The sequence below is a fragment of the Mesorhizobium sp. M1399 genome, assembly GCF_040317735.1.
Lineage (GTDB): Bacteria > Pseudomonadota > Alphaproteobacteria > Rhizobiales > Rhizobiaceae > Mesorhizobium.
The window spans coordinates 1-20,855 of sequence record NZ_JAMYKZ010000038.1 but is presented as its reverse complement, the minus strand read 5'-3'; the positions used below and the strand labels follow the sequence as shown (position 1 = coordinate 20,855).

The 20,855-nt window shown below is 61.5% G+C and carries 22 protein-coding genes and 1 pseudogene; 10 read left to right on the top strand and 13 right to left on the bottom strand.

Annotated features, from left to right (window positions below):
• Together NKH05_RS32025 and groES are read right to left on the bottom strand one after the other, a co-directional pair.
• Window positions 1-205 (bottom strand): TCP-1/cpn60 chaperonin family protein (locus tag NKH05_RS32025; protein WP_281061927.1); only part of this gene is annotated, 205 nt, incomplete at its 3' end.
• Between the two features lie 65 nt (window positions 206-270).
• Window positions 271-567: a co-chaperone GroES gene (groES, locus tag NKH05_RS32020; RefSeq protein WP_352458515.1), complete on the bottom strand. Its 297-nt coding sequence runs from the start codon at window positions 565-567 to the stop codon at window positions 271-273.
• Between the two features lie 426 nt (window positions 568-993).
• Here groES and NKH05_RS32015 point away from each other — a divergent pair, with 426 nt between their 5' ends.
• Both NKH05_RS32015 and NKH05_RS32010 read left to right on the top strand, forming a co-directional pair.
• On the top strand, window positions 994-1,356 hold the full coding sequence (locus tag NKH05_RS32015) for a S46 family peptidase (protein ID WP_352707389.1): 363 nt from the start codon (window positions 994-996) through the stop codon (window positions 1,354-1,356).
• A gap of 4 nt (window positions 1,357-1,360) precedes the next feature.
• Window positions 1,361-1,963, top strand: a complete 603-nt coding sequence (locus NKH05_RS32010) for a S46 family peptidase (protein ID WP_352911460.1) — start codon at window positions 1,361-1,363, stop codon at window positions 1,961-1,963.
• Window positions 1,964-2,766: 803 nt separating this feature from the next.
• Here the strand turns inward: NKH05_RS32010 and NKH05_RS32005 are convergent.
• From NKH05_RS32005 to NKH05_RS31955, 11 genes and pseudogenes are all read right to left on the bottom strand, one after another.
• Window positions 2,767-2,958: an NrtR DNA-binding winged helix domain-containing protein gene (locus NKH05_RS32005; protein ID WP_353027012.1), complete on the bottom strand. Its 192-nt coding sequence runs from the start codon at window positions 2,956-2,958 to the stop codon at window positions 2,767-2,769.
• 45 nt (window positions 2,959-3,003) lie between these two features.
• Window positions 3,004-3,311: pseudogene (locus NKH05_RS32000) on the bottom strand (aspartate 1-decarboxylase); the annotation flags it as partial.
• Window positions 3,312-3,371: 60 nt separating this feature from the next.
• Window positions 3,372-4,355 (bottom strand): 3-oxopimeloyl-[acyl-carrier-protein] synthase BioZ, encoded by a 984-nt coding sequence (bioZ, locus tag NKH05_RS31995; RefSeq protein WP_352885142.1) that lies wholly within the window; start codon window positions 4,353-4,355, stop codon window positions 3,372-3,374.
• A complete protein-coding gene (locus NKH05_RS31990) occupies window positions 4,352-5,617 on the bottom strand; it encodes an adenosylmethionine--8-amino-7-oxononanoate transaminase (protein WP_352503072.1) in 1,266 nt (421 codons plus the stop codon). Before NKH05_RS31990 ends, bioZ begins: the two co-directional genes overlap by 4 nt.
• Window positions 5,617-6,252: a dethiobiotin synthase gene (gene bioD / locus NKH05_RS31985; protein WP_353027007.1), complete on the bottom strand. Its 636-nt coding sequence runs from the start codon at window positions 6,250-6,252 to the stop codon at window positions 5,617-5,619. Before bioD ends, NKH05_RS31990 begins: the two co-directional genes overlap by 1 nt.
• A gap of 11 nt (window positions 6,253-6,263) precedes the next feature.
• The gene (locus NKH05_RS31980) at window positions 6,264-7,403 is read right to left on the bottom strand and encodes an 8-amino-7-oxononanoate synthase (protein WP_353027005.1); all 1,140 of its coding nucleotides are present in this window, start codon (window positions 7,401-7,403) and stop codon (window positions 6,264-6,266) included.
• Window positions 7,400-8,398 (bottom strand): biotin synthase BioB, encoded by a 999-nt coding sequence (gene bioB / locus NKH05_RS31975; RefSeq protein ID WP_353027010.1) that lies wholly within the window; start codon window positions 8,396-8,398, stop codon window positions 7,400-7,402. The genes NKH05_RS31980 and bioB overlap by 4 nt, the downstream gene beginning before the upstream one ends.
• Before the next feature lie 95 nt (window positions 8,399-8,493).
• Window positions 8,494-9,348, bottom strand: a complete 855-nt coding sequence (gene nadC, locus NKH05_RS31970; RefSeq protein WP_352508056.1) for a carboxylating nicotinate-nucleotide diphosphorylase — start codon at window positions 9,346-9,348, stop codon at window positions 8,494-8,496.
• Complete coding sequence (locus NKH05_RS31965; RefSeq protein WP_352690216.1) at window positions 9,348-10,889, bottom strand: L-aspartate oxidase; 1,542 nt, start codon at window positions 10,887-10,889, stop codon at window positions 9,348-9,350. The genes nadC and NKH05_RS31965 overlap by 1 nt, the downstream gene beginning before the upstream one ends.
• Window positions 10,886-11,860, bottom strand: coding sequence for a quinolinate synthase NadA (gene nadA, locus NKH05_RS31960; RefSeq protein ID WP_352690214.1), 975 nt, complete (start codon window positions 11,858-11,860; stop codon window positions 10,886-10,888). The genes NKH05_RS31965 and nadA overlap by 4 nt, the downstream gene beginning before the upstream one ends.
• Before the next feature lie 66 nt (window positions 11,861-11,926).
• Window positions 11,927-12,895, bottom strand: a complete 969-nt coding sequence (locus NKH05_RS31955) for an NUDIX hydrolase (RefSeq protein WP_023722073.1) — start codon at window positions 12,893-12,895, stop codon at window positions 11,927-11,929.
• A gap of 172 nt (window positions 12,896-13,067) precedes the next feature.
• Between NKH05_RS31955 and panB the strand changes: the two genes are divergently transcribed.
• The 8 genes from panB (at window position 13,068) to NKH05_RS31915 (ending at window position 20,505) form a co-directional block, all read left to right on the top strand.
• Window positions 13,068-13,928, top strand: coding sequence for a 3-methyl-2-oxobutanoate hydroxymethyltransferase (gene panB / locus NKH05_RS31950; RefSeq protein ID WP_352458526.1), 861 nt, complete (start codon window positions 13,068-13,070; stop codon window positions 13,926-13,928).
• Complete coding sequence (panC, locus tag NKH05_RS31945; RefSeq protein WP_352684187.1) at window positions 13,925-14,785, top strand: pantoate--beta-alanine ligase; 861 nt, start codon at window positions 13,925-13,927, stop codon at window positions 14,783-14,785. Before panB ends, panC begins: the two co-directional genes overlap by 4 nt.
• Window positions 14,786-14,879: 94 nt before the next feature.
• Window positions 14,880-15,605: a LuxR family transcriptional regulator gene (locus tag NKH05_RS31940; protein WP_352690212.1), complete on the top strand. Its 726-nt coding sequence runs from the start codon at window positions 14,880-14,882 to the stop codon at window positions 15,603-15,605.
• A gap of 93 nt (window positions 15,606-15,698) precedes the next feature.
• Window positions 15,699-16,331: an acyl-homoserine-lactone synthase gene (locus NKH05_RS31935; RefSeq protein WP_352496585.1), complete on the top strand. Its 633-nt coding sequence runs from the start codon at window positions 15,699-15,701 to the stop codon at window positions 16,329-16,331.
• Between the two features lie 22 nt (window positions 16,332-16,353).
• Window positions 16,354-16,728, top strand: coding sequence for a transcriptional regulator domain-containing protein (locus NKH05_RS31930; protein WP_352496584.1), 375 nt, complete (start codon window positions 16,354-16,356; stop codon window positions 16,726-16,728).
• A 58-nt stretch (window positions 16,729-16,786) separates the two neighbouring features.
• On the top strand, window positions 16,787-17,197 hold the full coding sequence (locus NKH05_RS31925) for a DNA -binding domain-containing protein (protein WP_084643024.1): 411 nt from the start codon (window positions 16,787-16,789) through the stop codon (window positions 17,195-17,197).
• Between the two features lie 815 nt (window positions 17,198-18,012).
• Entirely contained in the window at window positions 18,013-19,836 is a 1,824-nt protein-coding gene (glmS, locus tag NKH05_RS31920; RefSeq protein WP_352690209.1) for a glutamine--fructose-6-phosphate transaminase (isomerizing), read from the top strand.
• A gap of 408 nt (window positions 19,837-20,244) precedes the next feature.
• A complete protein-coding gene (locus NKH05_RS31915) occupies window positions 20,245-20,505 on the top strand; it encodes a helix-turn-helix domain-containing protein (protein ID WP_352496595.1) in 261 nt (86 codons plus the stop codon).
• Window positions 20,506-20,855 lie beyond the last annotated feature (350 nt).

The following is a 20,855-nucleotide window of genomic DNA, read 5'->3' as shown; positions in this document are numbered from 1 at the left end:
TGTTCTCGAACTTGTCTTCAAGCTCGATTTCCTTGGCGACGGTGACGCCGTCCTTGGTAATGCGCGGTGCGCCGAACGACTTGTCGATGACGACGTTGCGGCCTTTGGGGCCGAGCGTGACCTTCACCGCGTCGGCGAGGATGTTGACGCCGCGCAGCATGCGCTCACGAGCGTCACGGGAGAATTTTACGTCTTTGGCAGCCATTTGTTACTCCTGGGCATTTCGCCCGAAATTCAGATTGGATGGTGCGGATGAAAGGCGGCGGCGTGTCAGCCGATGACGCCCATGATGTCCGCTTCCTTCATGATCAGAAGGTCTTCGCCGTTGAGCTTGACTTCGGTGCCCGACCACTTGCCGAACAGGATGCGGTCGCCGGCCTTGACGTCCAGCGGGACGAGCTTGCCGACCTCGTCACGGGCGCCGGAACCGACGGCGATGATCTCGCCTTCCTGCGGCTTTTCCTTCGCCGTGTCGGGGATGATGATCCCGCCGGCGGTCTTCGCTTCGGACTCGACGCGGCGAACGACCACGCGGTCATGCAGCGGCCGGAAATTCGACTTTGCCATTTTTGGATTTCCCTGGTGCGGATGTTGAACGGTTCTCCGTTGCCGGAGCGTGTTTAGCACTCACCAGAAGCGAGTGCTAACGCGGCAGTGAGATAGGCCGTAGGCTCCTGCTAGTCAAGACGGAAGAGGGACGGGCGAAGAGCAAACGAGCGTGGAAGCACCGAGCGTTTTACGTGAACGACGTCGGAGATCGGACATGGATGGGGCGGCTCACCATTTGCAACTGAAGGCTTTATTCATTTGGCACGACTGGTGCAGCGAATGATCCGCAAACGTTGCGCGCGACCGATATAATGAGAGGTGAGCGCCATCAGGATTCCTGCGTTAACCGTCCACTCGGTCTTTACGGTGTGGCCGCCGCGCGGGCGCCAGGACTCCGGCCATCCCGATAGTCACCAATCCAATCTGCGGAGAACAGGAGGCAAGATGAGAGCGACAGTCAGCACGAACTCGAATTTGAAATGTTTGGCCAAAGCAACTGCCATCGCCTTGCTCTGGACGGTCACGGCTACATCGGCGGACGAAGGTATGTGGATGCCGGGCCAGACTGCGGAAGTGTGCGCGGCCATGCGCGCGGATGGGCTCCAGATCGATCCCGCCCAGCTGGGCCGTCTAGACGCTGACCCGCTCAACGCGATCGTATCACTGGGCGGATGCTCCGCCTCGTTCGTCAGTCCACAAGGGCTGGTCGCAACCAATCATCATTGCGTGTTAGAATCCATCCAATACCACAGCAAGGAGGGCCAGGACTATCTCACAGACGGCTTTCTGGCGAAGAGCCCTGGGTGAAGAATTGCCCGCGGCGCCAGGCAGCCGCAGCTATGTGATCGAGGACATGCGGGATGTGACCGCCGAAATGCTCAAGAGCGTCTCGGACAAGCTGAACGGGTTTGCCCGCTATGAGCGGCTCGCCACGAACAAAAAGGCCCTGATCGCCGCATGTGAAGGACAGCCCATCGCCGTTGCGACGTATGGCGGCGTCTCCTACTATCTCCTCCAGAAGCTCGAAATTGAGGACGTGCGCCTCGTCTATGCGCCCGCGCTCGGCATCGGCAACTTCGGCGGCCAAACGGACAACTGGATGTGGCTGCGCCACACGGGCCACTTCGGCTTTTATCGCGCCTATGTCGCTCCTGATGGTTCCTCCCGGCCATATGCGCGCGACAATGTGCCTTACCGGCCGGAGAGTTGGCTACCCATAGCCTGTGAAGGCGTCAAGGAAGGCGACCTTGTGATGGTCGCCGGCTTTCCCGGCGCAACCCACCAGTTCCTGACCGCGGATGAAGTCCGGTTCAACTTCGCGCAATTCGAACCGCGGTTGCAGCGTTCGCTCTCGGATTATCCCGCCCAGATCAATCAGGCAACGGCAGGCAATCGCGAGGCGCAGATCCATTGACCGCCCGCTTCACAAATTGGCTCGGCCTAAAACGCATGGGAAAAGCAGAAAAGGCAACAGATCGGCACCAGAATGAATATGGCCGCGCAAACTGACAGACGCGCCAACAATCGGCATCTCGCATGGTCGGTGGCACTGGACGTGGCTCCCACCCTGCTGGCGCGACTCCCCATCAGGTCGTCGGGGTTTCGCTGGCGAAAAAAACTTCCGCGTGTCTCTGCGCGATCCATCCCGCTTGCGCGTGCCTAGTCAACCAAAAAACTGACCATCTGCAGGATCAGGATCAGCAAAAAAAAGCCAAAGGCAGACGCCAAAACAGCTGCCAGCAGGACGATGCGTTGTTTCTTCACCCACAGTTCCCCCGGGAGAGAGTCTAATGATAATCCTTAAAAAAGGCGCCCTGGAACAGGGCGCCCTACGCTCATTTGTGCAAGTTTAAAGTTTAGCTTGCCTACTTTATGTAATTAAACGTTTCTTTTATGCGACACTTCTCCAAGTGTTACTTGCACAAATCGAACGTATCGCACATTTATACGAACTGTACATTAGATAGCGGCTTTGACGCATGCGTTTACTGGCGGTATACATCCTTCACCGTTGCCGCAAGGCATTGGCCCACTCGCGCGGCACCTCCTTCACGACAAAGGTTGAAAGCCCGTCCTCGGGCGTTTCATTTCCAAGATCACTTCGATCCACTCATACGGGCTTCCCGAGCGAGACCGTGGGTTCGGACGGTGCGAATGAATTTCTCGTTATAATCGAATTGATTATAAGGGATATTTCTACGTTGAGTATAAAGGATGTCAAGCCCGCGCCAGCGGCAATTTTGTCCGGGCGACCTCCGTTTCGTCGAGGACATGGTGGCGGAAGCGATAAAGCTTCGCCGGCCGACCGCCGGTAACAAATGCACTTTCGCCGGTCTCCGCCACCAGTTCCTGCTGCTCCATCAACCGGCGAAAGTTCTGCTGAAGCGCCCCTGCCGATCTAATCGTCAACGCCGTCCGCGTCAGCGCATTGCCATCGGTCAGAAAGCCGACGACATTGTTGATGACGAATGTAACGATCCGCGGCTTCAGAGAGGAATGCGCGCTTCGTCCAGATGGATGGAGTGGGCTGGCAGGTCCGGGCGGCCGCGCCGTTGAGGATGCAGCATCGAGAGCCGCGCTCGCCGAGGATGACATAGGTCGAGATTCGCGCCGGAAGTCTTGCTCCATGTCTCCCACGAATCCATTGGCAGGATCCCGGCTTCTTCGCAGTGGTCAGGGTCGAGCGTTATCGAACCGTGGTAGTTGAGGTTTGCTTCGGTGACGTGCATGCCGTGCAGATTGCCGGCGACTATTTTTCGCATTGGTCCCGTTGTCCTATTCATCTCACAAAGTCAGTCCTGATGTTGAGCAGCTTCGCTGGGCTAAATCCCGACGACGAGCGCCCCGCCGCTGAGTCCCGCACCTGCCGCCGCCAGGAGTATTTTCTTGCCCGGCCGAAACGGCTCCGCTTGATTGGCGAGCGACAGTGAGAGCGGGATCGTCGCGGCGGAAGAGTTGCCATAGTCGGCGATCGTCTTGACGATCAGGTGATCGGCAACGCCGAGGTTTCGCCCGACCGCATCGAAAATGCGAGCATTGGCCTGATGCGGCACGAACCGGTCGACATCCTGTGGTCGCACTCCGGCAGCGGCTAGCGCGCTTATCGAGCAATCGGTCATCATCTCGACGGCCTTTGCGAACACTTCGCGGCCGTCGGTCATCGTCATTCGGGTTTGCGCGAGGTCGAGGTCACCGTGGAACGGGATGTTGCTTCCTCCTGCGGGAATCTGGATCAGGCCGTATCGCGAGCCGTCCGAATCCACGGAGGCACCGAGAATCCCCCGATCAGTATCCTCGCACGGACCGATCACGACGGCGCCCGCGGCATCGGCAAACAGCACGGCGCTGGCGCGCTCAGAGGGATTGATGCGGCGGCTGAGGATATTGGCGGCGATAACAAGGCTCGCTTTGCCGTGCAGGCGGGTAAATCCGTCCGCAAACATCAGCGCATAGATGAAGCCGGCGCAGGCGCCGGTCAGATCGACAGCGCCGGCGCGGCCGAGCCCCAGCCGATGTGCGACCAGCGGCGCGCTGGGCGGCAGGAGGTGATCGGGCGTCGAGGTGGCAAGCAGCAGCAGACCGATGTCGTGGCGCGCAATGCCGGCGCTGGCCAGCGCCATGGCGCCGGCCTGGGCAGCAAGACCAGACAGCGTGTCTTCGTCCGTTGCCCAGAAGCGCGACCGGATTCCAGTACGCCGCTCGATCCAGCCCGGTTCGAGGCCGAGATTGTTCTCGATTTCGGCATTCGTCACCTTTCGGCCAGGCGCATGATGGCCAAACCCGAGAAGGCGCGACAACCTGCTCATGGGCTCGAACCGAAGCGTTCGCCGGCCTCCTCGATCGCGTCATGGAGCCGATCGAGCTCGTCGCCGGTGACGCAATAGGGAGGCATGAGATAAAGGACATTGCCGAGCGGGCGCACAAGCAGGCCGAGCTCGAGGAAAAAGGCCCGCAGCTTAGGTCCGATCTCGGCCAGATAGCCGGCAGAGCCGGCGCGCAGGTCGAGAGCCAGGATCGTGCCGATCGCGCGGCTGTCGGTGAAGTTGGCATTGTCGCGAAAGCGTCGAAACCCGGCGGCCTGCCTCGCGCTCAGGGTGGCGATCCGCTCGGCCACCGGCTCGTCACGCCAGATCTCGACATTGGCGAGTGCTGCCGCGCAGGCAATCGGATTGGCCGTGTAGGAACTCGAGTGGAAAAACGTCTTCTTCCGGTCCTCGGAATAGTGAGCCTGGAAGATGGCATCGGTGGCGAGTGTGGCGGCCAGCGGGATTGCGCCACCGGTCAGGCCCTTCGAGGTGCACAGCATGTCCGGAGAGATGTTCGCCTGCTCGCAGGCGAACATGGTTCCGGTACGCCCCCACCCGGTCATCACCTCGTCGGCGATCAGCAGCGTGCCCGAGGCCTCAGTGATCCTCTTCAATTCGGACAGAACCGATGCCGGATACATCAGCATGCCGCCGGCGCCAAGCACCAGCGGCTCGACGATCAGCGCAGCGGCGCGCTGGTCGCGGCTGAGGGCCTCGAAACGATCTAGCGTTTCCTGTTCGCGCCCGGCGGCAGGGAAGGGAATGGTGTCGACCTCGAACAGCAAGGGTTCGTAGGCGGCGTTGAACACACCGCGGGCACCGACGCTCATCGTGCCGATCGTGTCGCCATGATAGCTGTGCTCCATGACGACGATGCGCGAGCGCGGCGCGCCGATGTTGCGGAAATAGCCGAGCGCCATCTTCAGCGCGACTTCGACGGCGGTCGAGCCGCTGTCGGAATAGAACACCCGGTCGAGGCCGGCGGGTGCGAGGTCGACAAGCGCCCTGGCCAGCCGTTCGGCCGGCTCGTGGGTGAAGCCCGCAAAGATGATCTGATCGAGGCTCGACGCGGTCGTCTCGATGGCCTTCATGATGCGGGGATGGCGGTGGCCATGGGTGACGACCCACCAGGAGGAAATGGCGTCCAGAATGCGCGCTCCGTCGGCCTTGTGGAGATAGGCCCCTTCAGTCAGCAGGATTTTAGGGGTCGAAGGCTCGAGCGCGTGCTGGGTGAAGGGATGCCACACACGGGAATGCGACATCACTCGCCTCCGGCAATCAAAGCGAGGTCGAAGCCGGCAATCATCGCTTGTCTCAGCGTTTTGTCCGTCAGCGGATCGAGGTGCGGCAGCCTGCCGAGTTGCGGCACGTCGCCGAATTCCACGATCGTCCGTTGCGTATCGGTCATCTCATCGCCGATGAAGGCGATGCCAGCCAGCGGGATAGCGCGCGCCCGCAGGGCCTCGATCGACAGCAGGGTGTGATTGATTGTTCCGAGCGCGGTGCGGGCGCACAGAATGACCGGCAACTGCCATTGCTCGAATATGTCGATGAACCTTGTCCGGCGGTTCAGCGGCACCATCAGCCCGCCGGCGCCTTCGATGACGAGCGGTGTCGGCAGGACCGGAAACGAAAGATCGGCAGCCTCGATCGAAACGTCGTCGATTTCGGCCGAACGATGCGGCGAAAGCGGGCTCTTCAAGCGGTAGGCTTCCGGCAGCACGCGCCCCGACGGCACCCCGGCAAGTCGCGCAACCGCCTCGCTGTCGGTCTCGCCGTCGAGGCCCGATTGCACCGGCTTCCAGTAGAAACCGTCAAGCAGGCCGGCAAGCCCGGCCGAAAACACCGTCTTGCCAATTCCGGTGTCTGTTCCGGTGATGACGATGCGCTTGGTCATGTCGCCTCCGGTCATGTCTGAGCCAACACCTCGACGAGCGCCTCGACCATGGCGGAAATGTCGGCTTCGCCGATATTGAGCGTGAGTGAGATGCGCAGCCGTGACGTGCCCTCGGGCACGGTCGGCGGACGAATGCCGCGTATGTCGAAGCCGCGGGCCTGCAGGCGCGCCGACACTGCCATGGTGCGCCTGACATCGCCGATGACAAATGGCTGGATTTGCGAGCCGCTGGGCGTGACGCCGCAGCGATCGACCAATTGGCGGCCTGCGAGGGCAACGCGTTCATGTAGCTGAACACGCCGCATAGGCTCGTCGGCGAGCATTGCGAGCGCTTCGCGCGCCGCGACCGCCATCAGCGGCGATGGCGCTGTGGCGTAGATGAATGGCCGGCAACGGTTGATCAGATACTGGCACAGTGTCCTCGGCCCGGTCACGAGCCCACCAGATGCGCCGAGCGCCTTGCCGCAGGTGTGGAGCGCGACGATGTTGTCGCGGCCCTCGAAAGCGGCGGCCAGCCCCCGGCCGTCCGGTCCCCAGACGCCGGTGGCATGCGCCTCGTCAATGACGATGAATGCGTCGTGCCGATCGGCAAGCGCGACCAGGCTCTCCAAAGGCGCGCAATCGCCATCCATGCTGTAAAGGCTTTCCACCGCGATCCAGACGCATCCCATGCCGCCTTCGGCGCGCCAACGTGTGATCGCATCCTCGACAGCATCGACGTCGTGGTGCGCGGCCAGCACCAACTGTGCGCGCCCGGCCTGCGCACCCTCATGCATGCTGGCATGGGCGAGCTCATCGAGGATCAAAAGGTCGCCCTTCTGCGGCAGCGCCGTCAGCAGAGCGAAGTTCGCGATGTAGCCGCTGCCGAAGAACAGCGCGCGGTCGGCTCCAAAGAATGCCGCCGCGTCTGCCTCGAGCTGCTCATGCTCCGGCGCATTGCCGCGCAACAGCCGCGACCCGGTGGCGCCAACCGGCGTGCCCCGCGCAATCGCCGCCGCAACCGCTTCGCCAAGTCTGTTGGAGGCGGCAAGCCCGAGATAGTCGTTCGACGAGAAGTCGAGCCCGGCGCGCGGCTTCAGCGTCCGCAGCCGGTCCTTGCGCGCCAGTCCCTGCAAGGTCGCCTCATAGCGGGCCAGCGGTGCCCCGTTCATTGCGCCTCGAGTTCCATCGGCTCGATGCCAAGGCGCCGGAACAGCAGGGTATCCTTGTCCTCACCGGGATTGTCCGCCGTCAGCAGCGTGTCGCCGACGAAGATCGAGTTGGCGCCGGCAAAAAAGCACAGTGCCTGCATCTCGTCGGTCATGGCCGTACGGCCGGCGGAAAGACGGATATGCGATTTCGGCATCATGATGCGCGCCAGCGCGATCACGCGCACGAATTCGATCGGCTCGATCGGCTTGGCGTCGGCAAGCGGGGTGCCGGCGATCGGAATGAGCATGTTGATCGGAACGCTTTGCGGATGTTCCGGCAGATTGGCCAGCGTCACCAGCATGCCGATCCGGTCCACCGGCTCCTCGCCCATGCCGACAATGCCGCCGCAGCAGACCTTGATGCCGGATTGGCGAACGTGCTCGAGCGTCTCGAGCCGCTCGGCAAAGCTGCGCGTGCTGATGATCTCGCTGTAGTAGCGTTCCGAAGTATCGATGTTGTGGTTGTAATAGTCGAGGCCTGCCTGTTTCAGACGAGCCGCCTGCTCAAGATCGAGCATGCCGAGCGTCATGCAGGTTTCCATGCCCAGCGCCTTGACGCCTTCGACCATCGCCACGACCGCATCCATGTCGCGCGCCTTGGGGTTTCGCCAGGCCGCGCCCATGCAATAGCGGGTGGCGCCGGCGTCACGCGCTTTCTTCGCCTCGGCGACGACGCGCCTGACCTCCATCAGCTTCGACGCCTTCAGGCCGGTCTCGTGATGCGCCGACTGGCTACAATAGCCGCAATCCTCCGGGCATCCGCCTGTCTTGATGCTGAGCAGCCGGCTGAGCTGGACCTTGTTGGGATCGAAATTCTGGCGGTGCACGGTTTGCGCGAGGAAGAGGAGATTGTTGAAGGGGGCATCGTGAAGTGCCCGAGCCTTCTCCAGGGTCCACGCTCCAGGGTCAGGGGCTTGAGCCTGTGGCGATGTCTGCGTTGGACTGGCTGTTTGCATGTCCATGCTGTTCCTCCGGTTTTGCCTTGCTTTGCTGTCTGATTGATGACGATCGGAAAGGACAGTTGATTCGATCCTGTTCGTCCCTCAGGCAATCATGGGCCCCAATAGTCGAGGCCGATATCCAGGATCGGCGCGCTGTGGGTCAGTCGGCCGACTGAAATCAGATCAACGCCGGTCGCGGCAATCGCTCGCGCTGTATCGGATGCGATCCCGCCAGAAGCCTCGGTGATAGCACGGCCGCCAACGATTGCGACGGCGCGGCGAAGATCGGCGAGGGACATGTTGTCGAGCAGAACCGCATCGGGAGCGAAGCCAAGTACCTCCTCCAACTGGGCCAGCGTATCGACCTCGACTTCGATCTTGACGAGATGACCGGCCCGTCTTCGTGCTCGCTCGAGCGCCGGGCGAACGCCGCCTGCGATGGCGATGTGGTTGTCCTTGATCAGAATTGCGTCGTCGAGGCCGAAGCGGTGATTGGATCCGCCACCTGCGCGCACGGCGTATTTTTCGACTGCCCGCAATCCGGGCGTCGTCTTGCGCGTGCAGACGATCTTCGCGCCATATCCACGAACCGCAGCGACGATCGATGCCGTTGCTGTAGCGATGCCGCTCAGATGGCACAAAAAATTGAGTGCCGTCCGTTCGGCTGTGAGAATGGCCCGGGCAGGGCCAACCACTGATGCAATGACCTCTCCATCCATGACATTGGAGCCGTCTGCCCGCTCCACCGAGATTTCGATATCAGGATCAATCAAGCGGAAAGCGAGCATCGCAAGATCGAGGCCGGCGACAACTCCGGACTGGCGCGCCGCCAGCACGGTTCCCGCTTGGTGTTCCTTCGGGACGATGGCCTCCGTGGTCAAGTCGCCGGCTCTGCCAAGGTCTTCAAGAAGGGCTGCCCTTACCAGCGGCTCAAGCATGACCGTGGGAAGCGGTGAGAACGTCATCACTTTGCCCCTTCGAGGCTTGGCGAATGTCCGAGTTCCCGCGCAGCGGCCAAGGCGGCTTCGAGGGTGATTTCGGACCGTCGGGCGACAGTCGCATGATGAGGAAAGTCTGTCCGGTAATGAGCGCCGCGGCTTTCTTGGCGCAACAAGGCGGCAACCGCGATCATTAGCCCGACAGCCGCCGCATCCGAGGCCGCGTCCTGGCTTTCGGCGAGCGGCAATAAGGCACGTGCGGCTGCTTTCAGACCTTCACCATCCCGGACGATGCCGAGTGCGCGCGACAGGAAAACACGCACGGGTATCGGAGCGGGCGATGGGTAAACGTCCGCAACCGCAGGCCTTGTTCTGCGAGCAGGCGTTCCGGCGACACTTTCAGCGACCCAGCGCGCGCACACGACGGCCTCGGTCAAGGAATTGCTGGCGAGCCTGTTGGCGCCATGCAGTCCTGTCGAAGCGACTTCGCCGCAGGCCCACAGCCCCTTGACGGAGGTCCTACCGGAGCCGTCCACGGCAACGCCACCCATGTGGTAGTGTTGGGCCGGACGAATGGGGATGAGATCGCGCGCGGGATTGATGCCGGCTCCACGACAGGCTGATGCGATTGTCGGGAAGTGTCGAGCAAATTCCGGGCCAGGCCGTTGCCGCGCGTCTAGAAAAACACGGTGGCCGTTGGCAAGATGGTTCCAGACGGCGCGCGCCAAGACATCACGAGGCGCAAGTTCCGCCCCTGGCACGCTCTGGAGAAAAGCTTGGCCGGTTTCGTCGATCAGGGCAGCACCTTCGCCGCGGACGGCCTCGCTCAGCAGCACCATAGGGCGTTCCGGGCCGTCAAGCGCGGTCGGGTGGAACTGGATGAACTCGAGGTCGGCAAGGACAGCTCCAGCGCGGGCCGCAAGCGCCAGGCCCTGTCCACAACTGCCCGAAGGATTCGTGGTGTCGAGAAACAGTCCCCCGATCCCACCGGTGGCGAGGACGACCCGCCGTGAGCCGAAGAAGACAGGTCCTATCGAACCGCTCGCCCAGACGCCTCGGATCGCATTCTCTTGCACCGCCAGCCGGCGCGCTTCCACGCCCTCCACGACAACAATCGAGGGAGTGGAACGCACAGCCGCGATCAGGGCACGCATGATCTCACGCCCGGTGCCGTCACCATGCGCATGAACGATGCGACGTCGGCTGTGTGCGGCCTCCAATCCGAGGCACAGTGATCCTTTCGGCGTACGGTCGAAGGGAACCCCAAAGCCCGCAAGCCCCTCTATCGCCTTGGGCGCGGCTTGGAGGATGCGGCTCGCCACGTCTCTGTCGCAGAGACCATCCCCGGCGGCAAGCGTATCGGCCAGGTGCAGTGCCGGATCGTCGTCTTCGCCGAAACTTGCAGCCAGACCACCCTGTGCCCACGTGCTCGAATTGTCAGCTCCCAGCAGCGTCCTGGACAGAAGCAGCACCGGCTCCGGCGCCAGTTGAAGCGCGGTCATCAATCCGGCGATGCCGCCGCCGATGATGATGGGCCGCCCGAAGGAGCTGCGGACATCGGCGCTCAAATTGCCAGCATCCGTTCGACCGCAAGCCGCGCGCGCCCCGCGATCCCGGGTTCGATGGTTACGATATGGTGGTTCTGCTCGAGCGCTATGCGGATGTTGGCAAGCGTGATCCGCTTCATGTGAGGGCACAAATTGCAGGGCCGGATGAACTCGACCTCTGGGTGCGCTAACGCGACGTTGTCGCTCATCGAACATTCCGTCATCAGCACGACACGTGCCGGCCTTTGCCTTTCGACATAGTCGGACATGGCAGCGGTCGAGCCGGAAAAATCTGCTTCAGCCACGACGTCGGGCGGGCATTCGGGATGCGCGAGCACGATCACGCCGGGATGGCTTTCGCGCAACTCGCGGATGTCGGCCGGTGTAAAGCGCTCATGCACCTCGCAATGCCCTTTCCAGGCGATGATCTGCACATCGGTCTGGGCGGCGATATTCTGGGCCAGATATTCGTCCGGCAACATGATCACCTGGGGAACGCCAAGGGATTGGACGACCGCCTTGGCGTTGCCGGATGTACAGCAGATATCCGACTCGGCTTTCACTTCGGCCGACGTGTTGACATAAGTGATGATCGGCACGCCGGGATAACGCTGGCGCATCAAGCGCACGTCTTCTGCCGTGATCGATTCCGCCAACGAACAGCCTGCCCGCAGGTCGGGAATGAGCACCGTCTTTTGCGGATTGAGCAGCTTGGCCGTTTCGGCCATGAAATGTACGCCGGCCAGCACGATGACTTGCGCCTCGATCGTCGCAGCCGTGCGGGCCAGTGCCAAGCTGTCGCCGACGATGTCGGCCACGCAATGGAAGATCTCGGGGGTCTGATAGTTGTGCGCCAGGATGATGGCGTTGCGCTCGCGCTTCAGTGCAAGGATCGCCTCGATATCCTCGACGAAAGCCGGCCATTCGATCGGCGGGATCACTCGTCGGACGCGCTCGTAGAGAAACGCGGTCGCAGGCAGCATGGCGCTCATCGACCCCTCCAGCTTATACTCTAGTTGAAAATAACCAGCATATACTTGCTGTGAGTATAAGCGATGTCAACCCCGCGCCAGCGGCAATTTTGTCCCGGCGATGACCCTCTCGTCGAGAACGGCGTGGCGGAACCGGTAAAGCTTCGCTGGCCGGCCGCCGGTCTCCGCGGTTGCCTCTCCGGTCTCTTCGACCAGCTCCTGCTGCTCGATCAGCCGGCGAAAGTTCGGCTTACGCACGAGCCTGCCGGCAAGCGCCTCCACGGTTCGCTGCAGCTGCAAAAGCGTGAAGACCGGCGGCATCAGCTCAAAGACGACCGGCCGGTATTTGATCTTGGAGCGCAGCCGCGCAATGCCGGTCGCCACGATGCGGCGATGATCGGCGACCATAGACTTGCTGGGCACCAGCGGAGGCAGCGTCGCGTCCCGTCCGCTTCCGGCCTCTTGGACCAGGCCTGCTTCGTAGACTAACTCATAGCGTTGAAGCGTGAGTTCCTCGTTCCAAAGGCGGTCGTCGAAGCCGAAGGCTATCGTCGCCCGCTGCCAGCGTTCACGTCGCGTGGCCGCGTCGCTGACGCCGTCTGCCCATTCAATCAGGCGCGGTCGCAGAACGTCCAGCACGACCGGAGGCGTGCCGGAGCGGTGGTCCTCCCATGGAAAATATTCATACCAGCTCTGCCAGCCGCACTTGGGCGAGCCAGCTGCCTGTTCCTTGCGGGTCAATGCGAGATAGCTGATGGAGATGACGCGCTGCTGGCGCTCGGCGCCGATGCGATCCCGATCCGCGAAGGTGTAGAGTTGCTCAATATACCCCAGCGGATGGCCGGTCTGCTGCTCGACCCACCCCCTCAAACCGGATTGCAGCGATCGGTGCTCAAGCGCAAATGGTCCGGAGGGCAGGGTGTCCGCCTGGCCGATGGTGAGGACACAGGGTTCACTGTCGTTTACGGCGACGACAAAGGCGATCAGGTCCACTTTGACTTCGTCGGCCTTGACGGCGGCTCTGTCTTTCCTGGGTCCTTTTGCCTGATCGTCCATGTTCGCGAAAGTGGTTGGCCAGCTCGGGGGCGCCTGAATCGATTTAAGTGTAAGCGCGCCTGTCCGCACGTCAACACCGCACAGCTGCACGGCATTTTTAGCTCTTCGCACTTGCACAAAAATGTGGCAAACGCGACACCCGCGGTTGGTAACGTTGGGGAAGGAGGGTCCATTGAGTGCGTTTGGTGACACCAAGGCGATCACACCGCCGGATATTCGTTCGCGCAAAGGTGGGACGCCGCTCGTCTGCCTTACCGCCTACACGACGCCAGTCGCCCGGCTTGTCGATCCCCATTGCGATGTGGTGCTGGTCGGCGACAGCGTCGGCATGGTTCTCCACGGCCTGCCCTCGACGCTCGGTGTGACGCTGGAGATGATGATCACGCACGGCCAGGCCGTGCGCCGTGGCCTCGAGCAGGCGCTGATGGTCGTCGACCTGCCGTTCGGTTCCTTCGAGGAAAGCCCCGAGCAGGCTTTCCGCAATGCCGCGCGCGTCATGGCCGAGACCGGCTGCGCGGCCGTCAAGCTCGAAGGCGGCGAAACGATGGCAGAGACGATCGGCTTCCTCGCCGCGCGCGGCGTGCCGGTCATGGCCCATGTCGGCTTGACGCCGCAGGCGATCAACACCATCGGTGGCTACCGCGTCCAGGGCAGAGGCGGGGATGCCGAGCGCATCAGGCGCGACGCGCTTGCGGTGAGCGAAGCGGGCGCCTTTGCGGTCGTGCTGGAGAAGGTTCCCGAGGCGCTCGCCCGCCGGATCACCGGGGAGGTGGCGACCCCGACCATTGGCATCGGTGCCTCGGCCGCCTGTGACGGCCAGATTCTCGTCGTCGACGACATGCTGGGCCTCTTCGGCGACTTCCGGCCCAAATTCGTCAAGCGCTATGCTGAACTGGGGGAGGCCGCTGCGGCTGCGATCGCGGCCTATGCGCGGGAAGTGAAGGAGCGCCAGTTTCCGGCCGCCGAGCACGTGTTTGCCGATGCGCCCAAGCCCGCCGACGGGGACGCCACCAAGAGCGGAGAAGCAGCGTGAGCGTGCCGATCGTCAGGAGCGTTGCCCAGCTTCGCCAAATCGTCGCCGCATGGCGCCGCGAGGGCGTGAGGATTGCCGTCGTGCCAACGATGGGCGTCCTGCATGAGGGCCATCTCAGCCTGGTGCGCGCGGCACTCGTGAAGGCCGACCGGGTGATCGTGACGCTCTTCGTCAACCCAAAGCAATTCAACAGCGAGGCCGATCTCGCCGCGTATCCGAGCACCGAGGACGAGGATGCCGCCAAGCTGGCACCGCTTGGCGCGCACCTGCTTTATGCGCCGGACGCAGAGGAGATGTATCCGGCGGCCTTCGCCACGACCGTTTCGGTGTCCGGTGTCAGCGAGGGCCTGTGCGGTGCCTTCCGGCCGGGACATTTCGATGGCGTGGCGACCGTCGTCGCCAAGCTCTTCCTGCAGACCAGCGCTGACTTCGGCTTCTTTGGCGAAAAGGACTTTCAGCAGCTTCAGCTAGTCAGGCGTATGGCCCGGGACCTGGATATTCCAATCACCATTGTTCCTTGTCCGACAGTCCGCGAAGCCGACGGTCTTGCACTATCATCGCGCAATGTCCGGCTCTCGCAAGCAGAGCGTGCTGTTGCCCCCGAGCTATCATCGGTCTTGCTCGAGACGGCTGAGCGGCTTGCCCGCGGCTCGCCCGTCCTGCCAACGCTTGCCGAAGCGCGCGCAGCAATTCTGGCTGCGGGCTATCGCGAGGTCGAATACCTGGAACTTCGCGACGAGGCAGATCTGCGACCCATGACAAGCCTTGACCGACCTGCACGCTTGCTTGTCGCGGCCTGGCTCGGCGGCACACGGCTCATAGACAACGTCAGAATATCACGGGTTTCAACAGATTAACGGGGTTCTCGGCACGCGCTGTATCCGTCCGGGATCGTTTAAAACAAGGTCTCTGCCTGGCATCGAGCGATCACGGAGGTTACGCAAAGCGCAAATGCATCGCGTGTTTGAGAACTTCGTTGAGCAACTGTCTGCAAGTGTTGATGCTGCCGATCTCGGTGAGGCAATGGCATCCGCTGCAGCCGGCTTCGATTTTCCGCTATTCGCCTATTTCACTTACCCGTCGGCCCCCGGCGACGCCCCGCAATTGATCTCAAACTATCCTTCATCCTGGACATCACGTTATCTGCAACAGCGGTACCACAGTCTTGATCCGGTCATCCTGCGCGGGCTGCAAGGCTGGGATACCTTCGATTGGGGTGTGGATCGCGCTCGGCACTGTCTGCCGAATTCGCAGCAACAAATTCTGGAGAGTGCGGCTGAGTTTGGCATCCGCGGCGGCCTGACGATATCCATGCATGATCATTGCGGCCGGTTTGCTGCCCTGACCTTTGCTTCCGACGAGTCCCGCCCGCCTCTGTTGCGGTCACTGACACGTTACGAAAAAGCATTGCAGCTGGTGGCCATCAACTTTCATATCCATGTCCGGCGCAGGCTCGCCGACGATCGCGTGGTGGATGGTGTAACGCTCACCCCGCGGGAGTTCGAGTGCCTGAAATGGGCGGCGCGCGGCAAGTCGGCTTGGGTTATCAGCCAGCTTCTCGGCGTCTCAAAGCGCACCGTGACCTTTCATCTGGAAAACGCCAAGGCAAAGCTTGGCGTTCGAACGATCAACCAGGCCGTTGCACGACTGGCTGCCTCCGGCCAGGCGAGATCCTGATTCGTCGGCCACGATAGCTGTAAACCTCTACAGGCTGCATCGCTGCCGGCTTTGCCCTTCGATGGCGGGAACACATCCCGCACGGAGGCGACCATGATGCAGCTGATAACACCAGACCTTTACGACGAGTTCGCAAGCGAGCTCAAAGAGATGCACGGGCTCAGGTTTCGGGTGTTCAAGGAAAGGCTCGATTGGGAAGTTGATACCGAAGACCAGATGGAAACAGACCCGTTTGATGGTCTGAAGCCTGTCTATCTGCTCCTCAAGGGATCCGACTGGCGAATTCGCGGTTGCGTGCGTCTTTTGCCCAGCACCGGACCCACAATGTTGCGCGACACGTTCCCGGTGCTGCTGGGTGCTGACGTCGTGCCCTCGACCTCCGACATATGGGAGAGCAGTCGTTTCGCGCTCGATCTCCCTCCGTCGGCGCCCAAGGCAGCGGGCGGACTGGCCCAGGCAACCTACGAGCTCTTCGCGGGCATGATCGAGTTCGGCTTGGCCAAGGATCTGACCCGGATAGTAACGGTGACGGACACGCGCATGGAACGGATCCTTCGCCTCGCGACGTGGCCATTGTCGCGCATCGGACAACCCAAGTCCGTCGGCAAAACGGAGGCGGTGGCCGGGTTTCTCGAGATTTCCCGCGCGAGCCTTTTGCGCATCCGCAGCAGGGGACGTCTGAGCGGACCGGTACTGTGGCAACCGGTTCTAGGCCCGTCGGCATAGCGCCATTGTGGACACCTGAGCCGTGAAGGATGCTGGTCTGCCCAAGGAAGCGACGGTCGGTCTTGTATGCTGGCCGGACTGGCGTCGTCACGAAGCTTACCACTACGCCAGACGATTGCCACGCACTGCCTGGGCCTGGGAGTTTCTTCGGCGCAATCCACAATTTCAGCGCGACCACGCCAAAATGGCACCGTCCGCCTACATTGTCGGAGCCCAGGCCGACATGAAGATAATCGAGTTGACGACAGGATCATCTTTCCTAAGACAATGGAGCCTCCTTTTTCGCGGACGCGCCACAGTCGGACGCTACGTCGGCAAGGGTCTTTTGGGATCCGCGCGACTGCGCCCGTATTCTACGAGCGGCCGCGGAGCCGGTTGGGCTCGACCACGATTTTGAACCGCTTGATCTCCCTTCGCTCTCATGCTGCAAGGACATCCTGCTGACACCTGCCGGCGTGCAGCACGTGCTGCTGAGGGAGGACTGCCGGAGTCTGCAGATCGCCCTTTCCGGTGCATCCGTTCTCCGCCCGCTGCGGCTATATGTCGACGCGATCGTGCAGCCGCAGCACCTGAAGTTCCATGTCGCTGCCCTTCAGTTCCTGAACGACATCAATGGTTGCGGCCGCCTGGCAGCTGCTTGCTTTCCGCCGGAACCCCGCGGAGCGCGTCTGCGTATCGTGCTCCAGGCTTTGGATGGCTCGCTTGCGGGAGCATCTCATCAGGAGATCGCCATTGCCCTGTTCGGGAGACGCCGTGTCGAAGAAGATTGGTCTCATCCAGGTAGCCATCTTCGCGATCAGGTGCGTCGCGCCATCCAACGTGGCCGCTACCTGATGGGCGGCGGCTATAGACAGTTCCTGATGTAATTCGGGTGACAGCTTGGTGATTGTCTTATTCGAAAACGCGCAGGCATCAATCTCCATTTCTCACTGCTATTGTGCCTTGTACAAGACGTGACACGCGCCTAGTTCTTCCGCTGCGGGAATCGGGTTTGAGTAATACGGACGAAGCACTGAGAACCAACGTTTTCGTGATAGTGCATTCATGCCCCGAGAATCCTGATGACCGTTACGAACCCCGACAAAGCCGGCGCTGACTGAAACCGTCGCTGAACGTGCTCTGTGGCCTGCGCCGCCTGACTCTCGTTTCGGCTATGCCGACTAACAGCGTATTGATAGGCCATCGCGGGCTAAGCTCTACCGGCGAAAGCCGCGTCAAAGCGGCAGGCAATCAGAAACTAGATCGGCGGCGACGATGATTATGATCAACGTGACGAACACGTGAATCATGCCGACGGCGCCGACGTTGCCGATGATGATGATGCCGACCATGCGTCGCTGATGCTGCCTAACTACAGTGCTGTGTGATCATGCCGATCACCGCGTGACCACGAGCGGCGGCGGTTCGTGGTCAGGTGCGTGGCCGGGATGATCGCGCATGGCCCATTGTTCCTTCGTGCCGCGGGGTGTGGGCTTGCGTTCGGTCATGAGGACGTCAGGCGCAACGAGGAAGTTAGATCAGGGCCCCAAACGCGGCTTATCCATGGGGTGGATGATAGCTATCCCTACAATCAATTATACCAATATTACCCAATACTACTAGAAGATCCCCCAATGAAAGCGGCCGGATGGGTATCCGTCTCGCGTAGGCTGAAGCTGCCGGCAAGAATGGGAAGACGAACATGTGCGGGATTGTTGGTATCGTTGGGCAACAGCCGGTGTCGGATCGGTTAGTCGACGCATTGAAGCGTTTGGAATATCGCGGCTATGATTCCGCCGGCGTTGCGACGATCACCGAAGGTGCCTTGCACCGCCGGCGCGCCGAGGGCAAGCTCGTCAATCTCGAGAGGAGACTGAAGGAAGAGCCCCTGAGCGGCAACATCGGCATCGGCCACACGCGTTGGGCAACCCATGGGGCCTCGACGGAACGCAATGCGCACCCGCACTTTACCGACGGTGTCGCCGTCGTCCATAACGGCATCATCGAGAATTTCACCGAGCTGAAGGACGAATTGGCGGCGGCTGGCGCCGAGTTCCAGACCGACACCGACACGGAGGTCGTCGCGCATCTCTTGGCAAGAGCCCGCCGGGACGGCATGAGGCGGCAAGAGGCGATGCGTGCCATGCTGAAACGCGTTAGGGGTGCCTATGCGCTTGCCGTCCTCTTCGAAGATGATCCGTCGACCATCATGGCGGCGCGCAACGGACCACCGCTGGCGATCGGTCACGGCGACGGCGAGATGTTCCTGGGCTCCGACGCGATCGCGCTTGCTCCCTTCACCAATGAAATTACCTATCTCATCGAGGGCGACTGGGCCATTGTCGGCAATTCGGGCGCCCATATCTTCGATTTCGACGGCCATCCAGTCGAGCGTCCGCGCCATACCTCCACGGCCGCGGCCGATCTGGCCAACAAGGGCAACCATCGCCACTTCATGGAGAAGGAAATCTACGAGCAGCCCGAAGTCATCGCCCATGCTCTCCGTCACTATAGCAACATCATAGAGAATCGCGCCGACATGGTTTCTGGCATCGATTTCGCCAGGATCCCGAGCTTGGCGATCTCGGCCTGCGGGACCGCCTATCTCGCCGGACTGATCGGAAAATACTGGTTCGAACGCTATGCGCGCCTGACGGTTGAAATCGACGTTGCGTCCGAATTCCGTTACCGCGAGATCCCGTTGTCGCCGCAGTCGGCGGCTCTTTTCATTTCGCAGTCCGGCGAAACCGCCGATACGCTCGCATCGTTGAGGTACTGCAAGGAGCGTGGGCTGAAAATTGGCGCTATCGTCAATGCCTGCGAATCGACCATGGCTCGGGAAGCCGATGCGGTCTTCCCGATCCTTGCCGGACCGGAGATCGGCGTCGCCTCCACCAAGGCGTTTACCTGCCAGCTTGCCGTTCTAGCCGCACTCGCCATCGGCGCCGCCAGAGCCCGCGGGACCGTCACCGAAGACGAGCTGCAGGCGCTCGTCAGGAGCCTCGCCGAAGTGCCGCGCGTCATGGGCCAGGTACTCAACAGCATCCAGCCGGAGATCGAGTTCCTGTCGCGCGAACTGTCAAAGTGTCGTGACGTCCTGTATCTCGGCCGTGGCACCAGTTTCCCGCTAGCGATGGAAGGTGCGCTGAAGCTCAAGGAGATTTCCTACATCCATGCCGAGGGCTATGCGGCGGGTGAATTGAAGCACGGTCCGATCGCATTGATCGACGACAACATGCCAGTGATCGTCATCGCGCCCCATGATCGCTTTTTCGACAAGACCGTCTCCAACATGCAGGAAGTGGCTGCCCGTGGAGGGCGGATTATCCTCATCACCGATGAAAAAGGGGCAGCCGCATCGAAACTCAACACCATGCACACGCTCGTGTTGCCGGCTGTCGACGAGATTATCGCGCCGATGATCTTCTCGCTGCCGATACAGCTTCTTGCCTACCACACGGCGCTCTTCATGGGCACAGACGTAGACCAGCCGCGCAATCTCGCAAAATCGGTCACGGTCGAGTGATTGTGAACCTTTATAGGTGGCGATGCTTGTCCATCTTCGCTGCATCGGCGGTGGTCGAAGGTATCAGCGTCCGCGAGGCTGGGTGGACGGTGCCGCGAATAGCCACTGGAGGCGTCAGTGAGAGTTCGAGTTGCTGTTCAAGAAAGCCATCGGGGAGAATGAGTCGTGTAGGATCGCAGGTCGAATGCGCTACAGCCGATCAGGCCATCTCATGGCGGGCAGGTTCTTAGAACTTGATCAGAAGCAGGTGAGCCGCCATATTCCGACCCGGCTGCCAATTTCAAGTGGCCCATTCCATGGATGAGGCCGGTCCGGCCGAATGGACGTCCATTTTTTTGATTTGCTGGGTGTGCGCCAGGGTCGGGGAGGAAATCTCCCGATTTGTCAGGCGCTCCCATCTTCTTGGAGATGTTTATGAAGGATTCGCGCATTCCCGAGCCAGTCTTGACGGCTATGTCGCAGGGGACCCACATCATCCGCGCTTATCGTGAGCACCTTGGGTATTCAATCGAGGACCTCGCGGTCGCGTGCGGGCTTGCCGCTCAGGAAATCCAAAACATCGAGCGGGGTCTAAAGTACAATAAGGGCTATCGGAATCGGATAGCGAGATCGCTGTCCATACCTGTGGGAATTCTTGAGGCAGAGTCGGACATATCGGACGCCGCCTGATCAGTCGGATAATCTGCAATGGGTGGAAGACCGCTCTTGTGATGTGACGTTTGCGGCTGATAGTCGTCGCTTGATTCCGTTGGACGCGAATGCCTTCTGGCGCAGTACCGCCAAGAGAATTCTCGTCCACTGTCCGAGTCAGGAACTGCACACGGGCTCGCCGACAGGAAGTTGGAACGCTTCGTCATGCTGTCTTAGGCGATATAGCCGCCCGGAGTGCTGCGACACGTGCACGATAGCATTGGCCCGCGAGGATGGATTGCTAACGGCGAACCCATGCTGGTCGGCAAGGCGATACTGGCTGGAGCATCAACTCGGCCGACGAGAGTGGCCCCCCATCCTAGGCAGGA

Excerpts from the sequence above, each read along its gene's own strand:
- groES (WP_352458515.1), bottom strand. The coding sequence starts at position 567 with ATGGCAAAGTCGAATTTCCGGCCGCTGCATGACCGCGTGGTCGTTCGC.
- NKH05_RS32015 (WP_352707389.1), top strand. The coding sequence starts at position 994 with ATGAGAGCGACAGTCAGCACGAACTCGAATTTGAAATGTTTGGCCAAA.
- bioZ (WP_352885142.1), bottom strand. The coding sequence starts at position 4,355 with ATGAGCAGGTTGTCGCGCCTTCTCGGGTTTGGCCATCATGCGCCTGGC.
- NKH05_RS31990 (WP_352503072.1), bottom strand. The coding sequence starts at position 5,617 with ATGTCGCATTCCCGTGTGTGGCATCCCTTCACCCAGCACGCGCTCGAG.
- bioD (WP_353027007.1), bottom strand. The coding sequence starts at position 6,252 with ATGACCAAGCGCATCGTCATCACCGGAACAGACACCGGAATTGGCAAG.
- NKH05_RS31980 (WP_353027005.1), bottom strand. The coding sequence starts at position 7,403 with ATGAACGGGGCACCGCTGGCCCGCTATGAGGCGACCTTGCAGGGACTG.
- bioB (WP_353027010.1), bottom strand. The coding sequence starts at position 8,398 with ATGCAAACAGCCAGTCCAACGCAGACATCGCCACAGGCTCAAGCCCCT.
- nadC (WP_352508056.1), bottom strand. The coding sequence starts at position 9,348 with ATGACGTTCTCACCGCTTCCCACGGTCATGCTTGAGCCGCTGGTAAGG.
- nadA (WP_352690214.1), bottom strand. The coding sequence starts at position 11,860 with ATGAGCGCCATGCTGCCTGCGACCGCGTTTCTCTACGAGCGCGTCCGA.
- NKH05_RS31955 (WP_023722073.1), bottom strand. The coding sequence starts at position 12,895 with ATGGACGATCAGGCAAAAGGACCCAGGAAAGACAGAGCCGCCGTCAAG.
- NKH05_RS31940 (WP_352690212.1), top strand. The coding sequence starts at position 14,880 with ATGCATCGCGTGTTTGAGAACTTCGTTGAGCAACTGTCTGCAAGTGTT.
- NKH05_RS31935 (WP_352496585.1), top strand. The coding sequence starts at position 15,699 with ATGATGCAGCTGATAACACCAGACCTTTACGACGAGTTCGCAAGCGAG.
- glmS (WP_352690209.1), top strand. The coding sequence starts at position 18,013 with ATGTGCGGGATTGTTGGTATCGTTGGGCAACAGCCGGTGTCGGATCGG.
- NKH05_RS31915 (WP_352496595.1), top strand. The coding sequence starts at position 20,245 with ATGTTTATGAAGGATTCGCGCATTCCCGAGCCAGTCTTGACGGCTATG.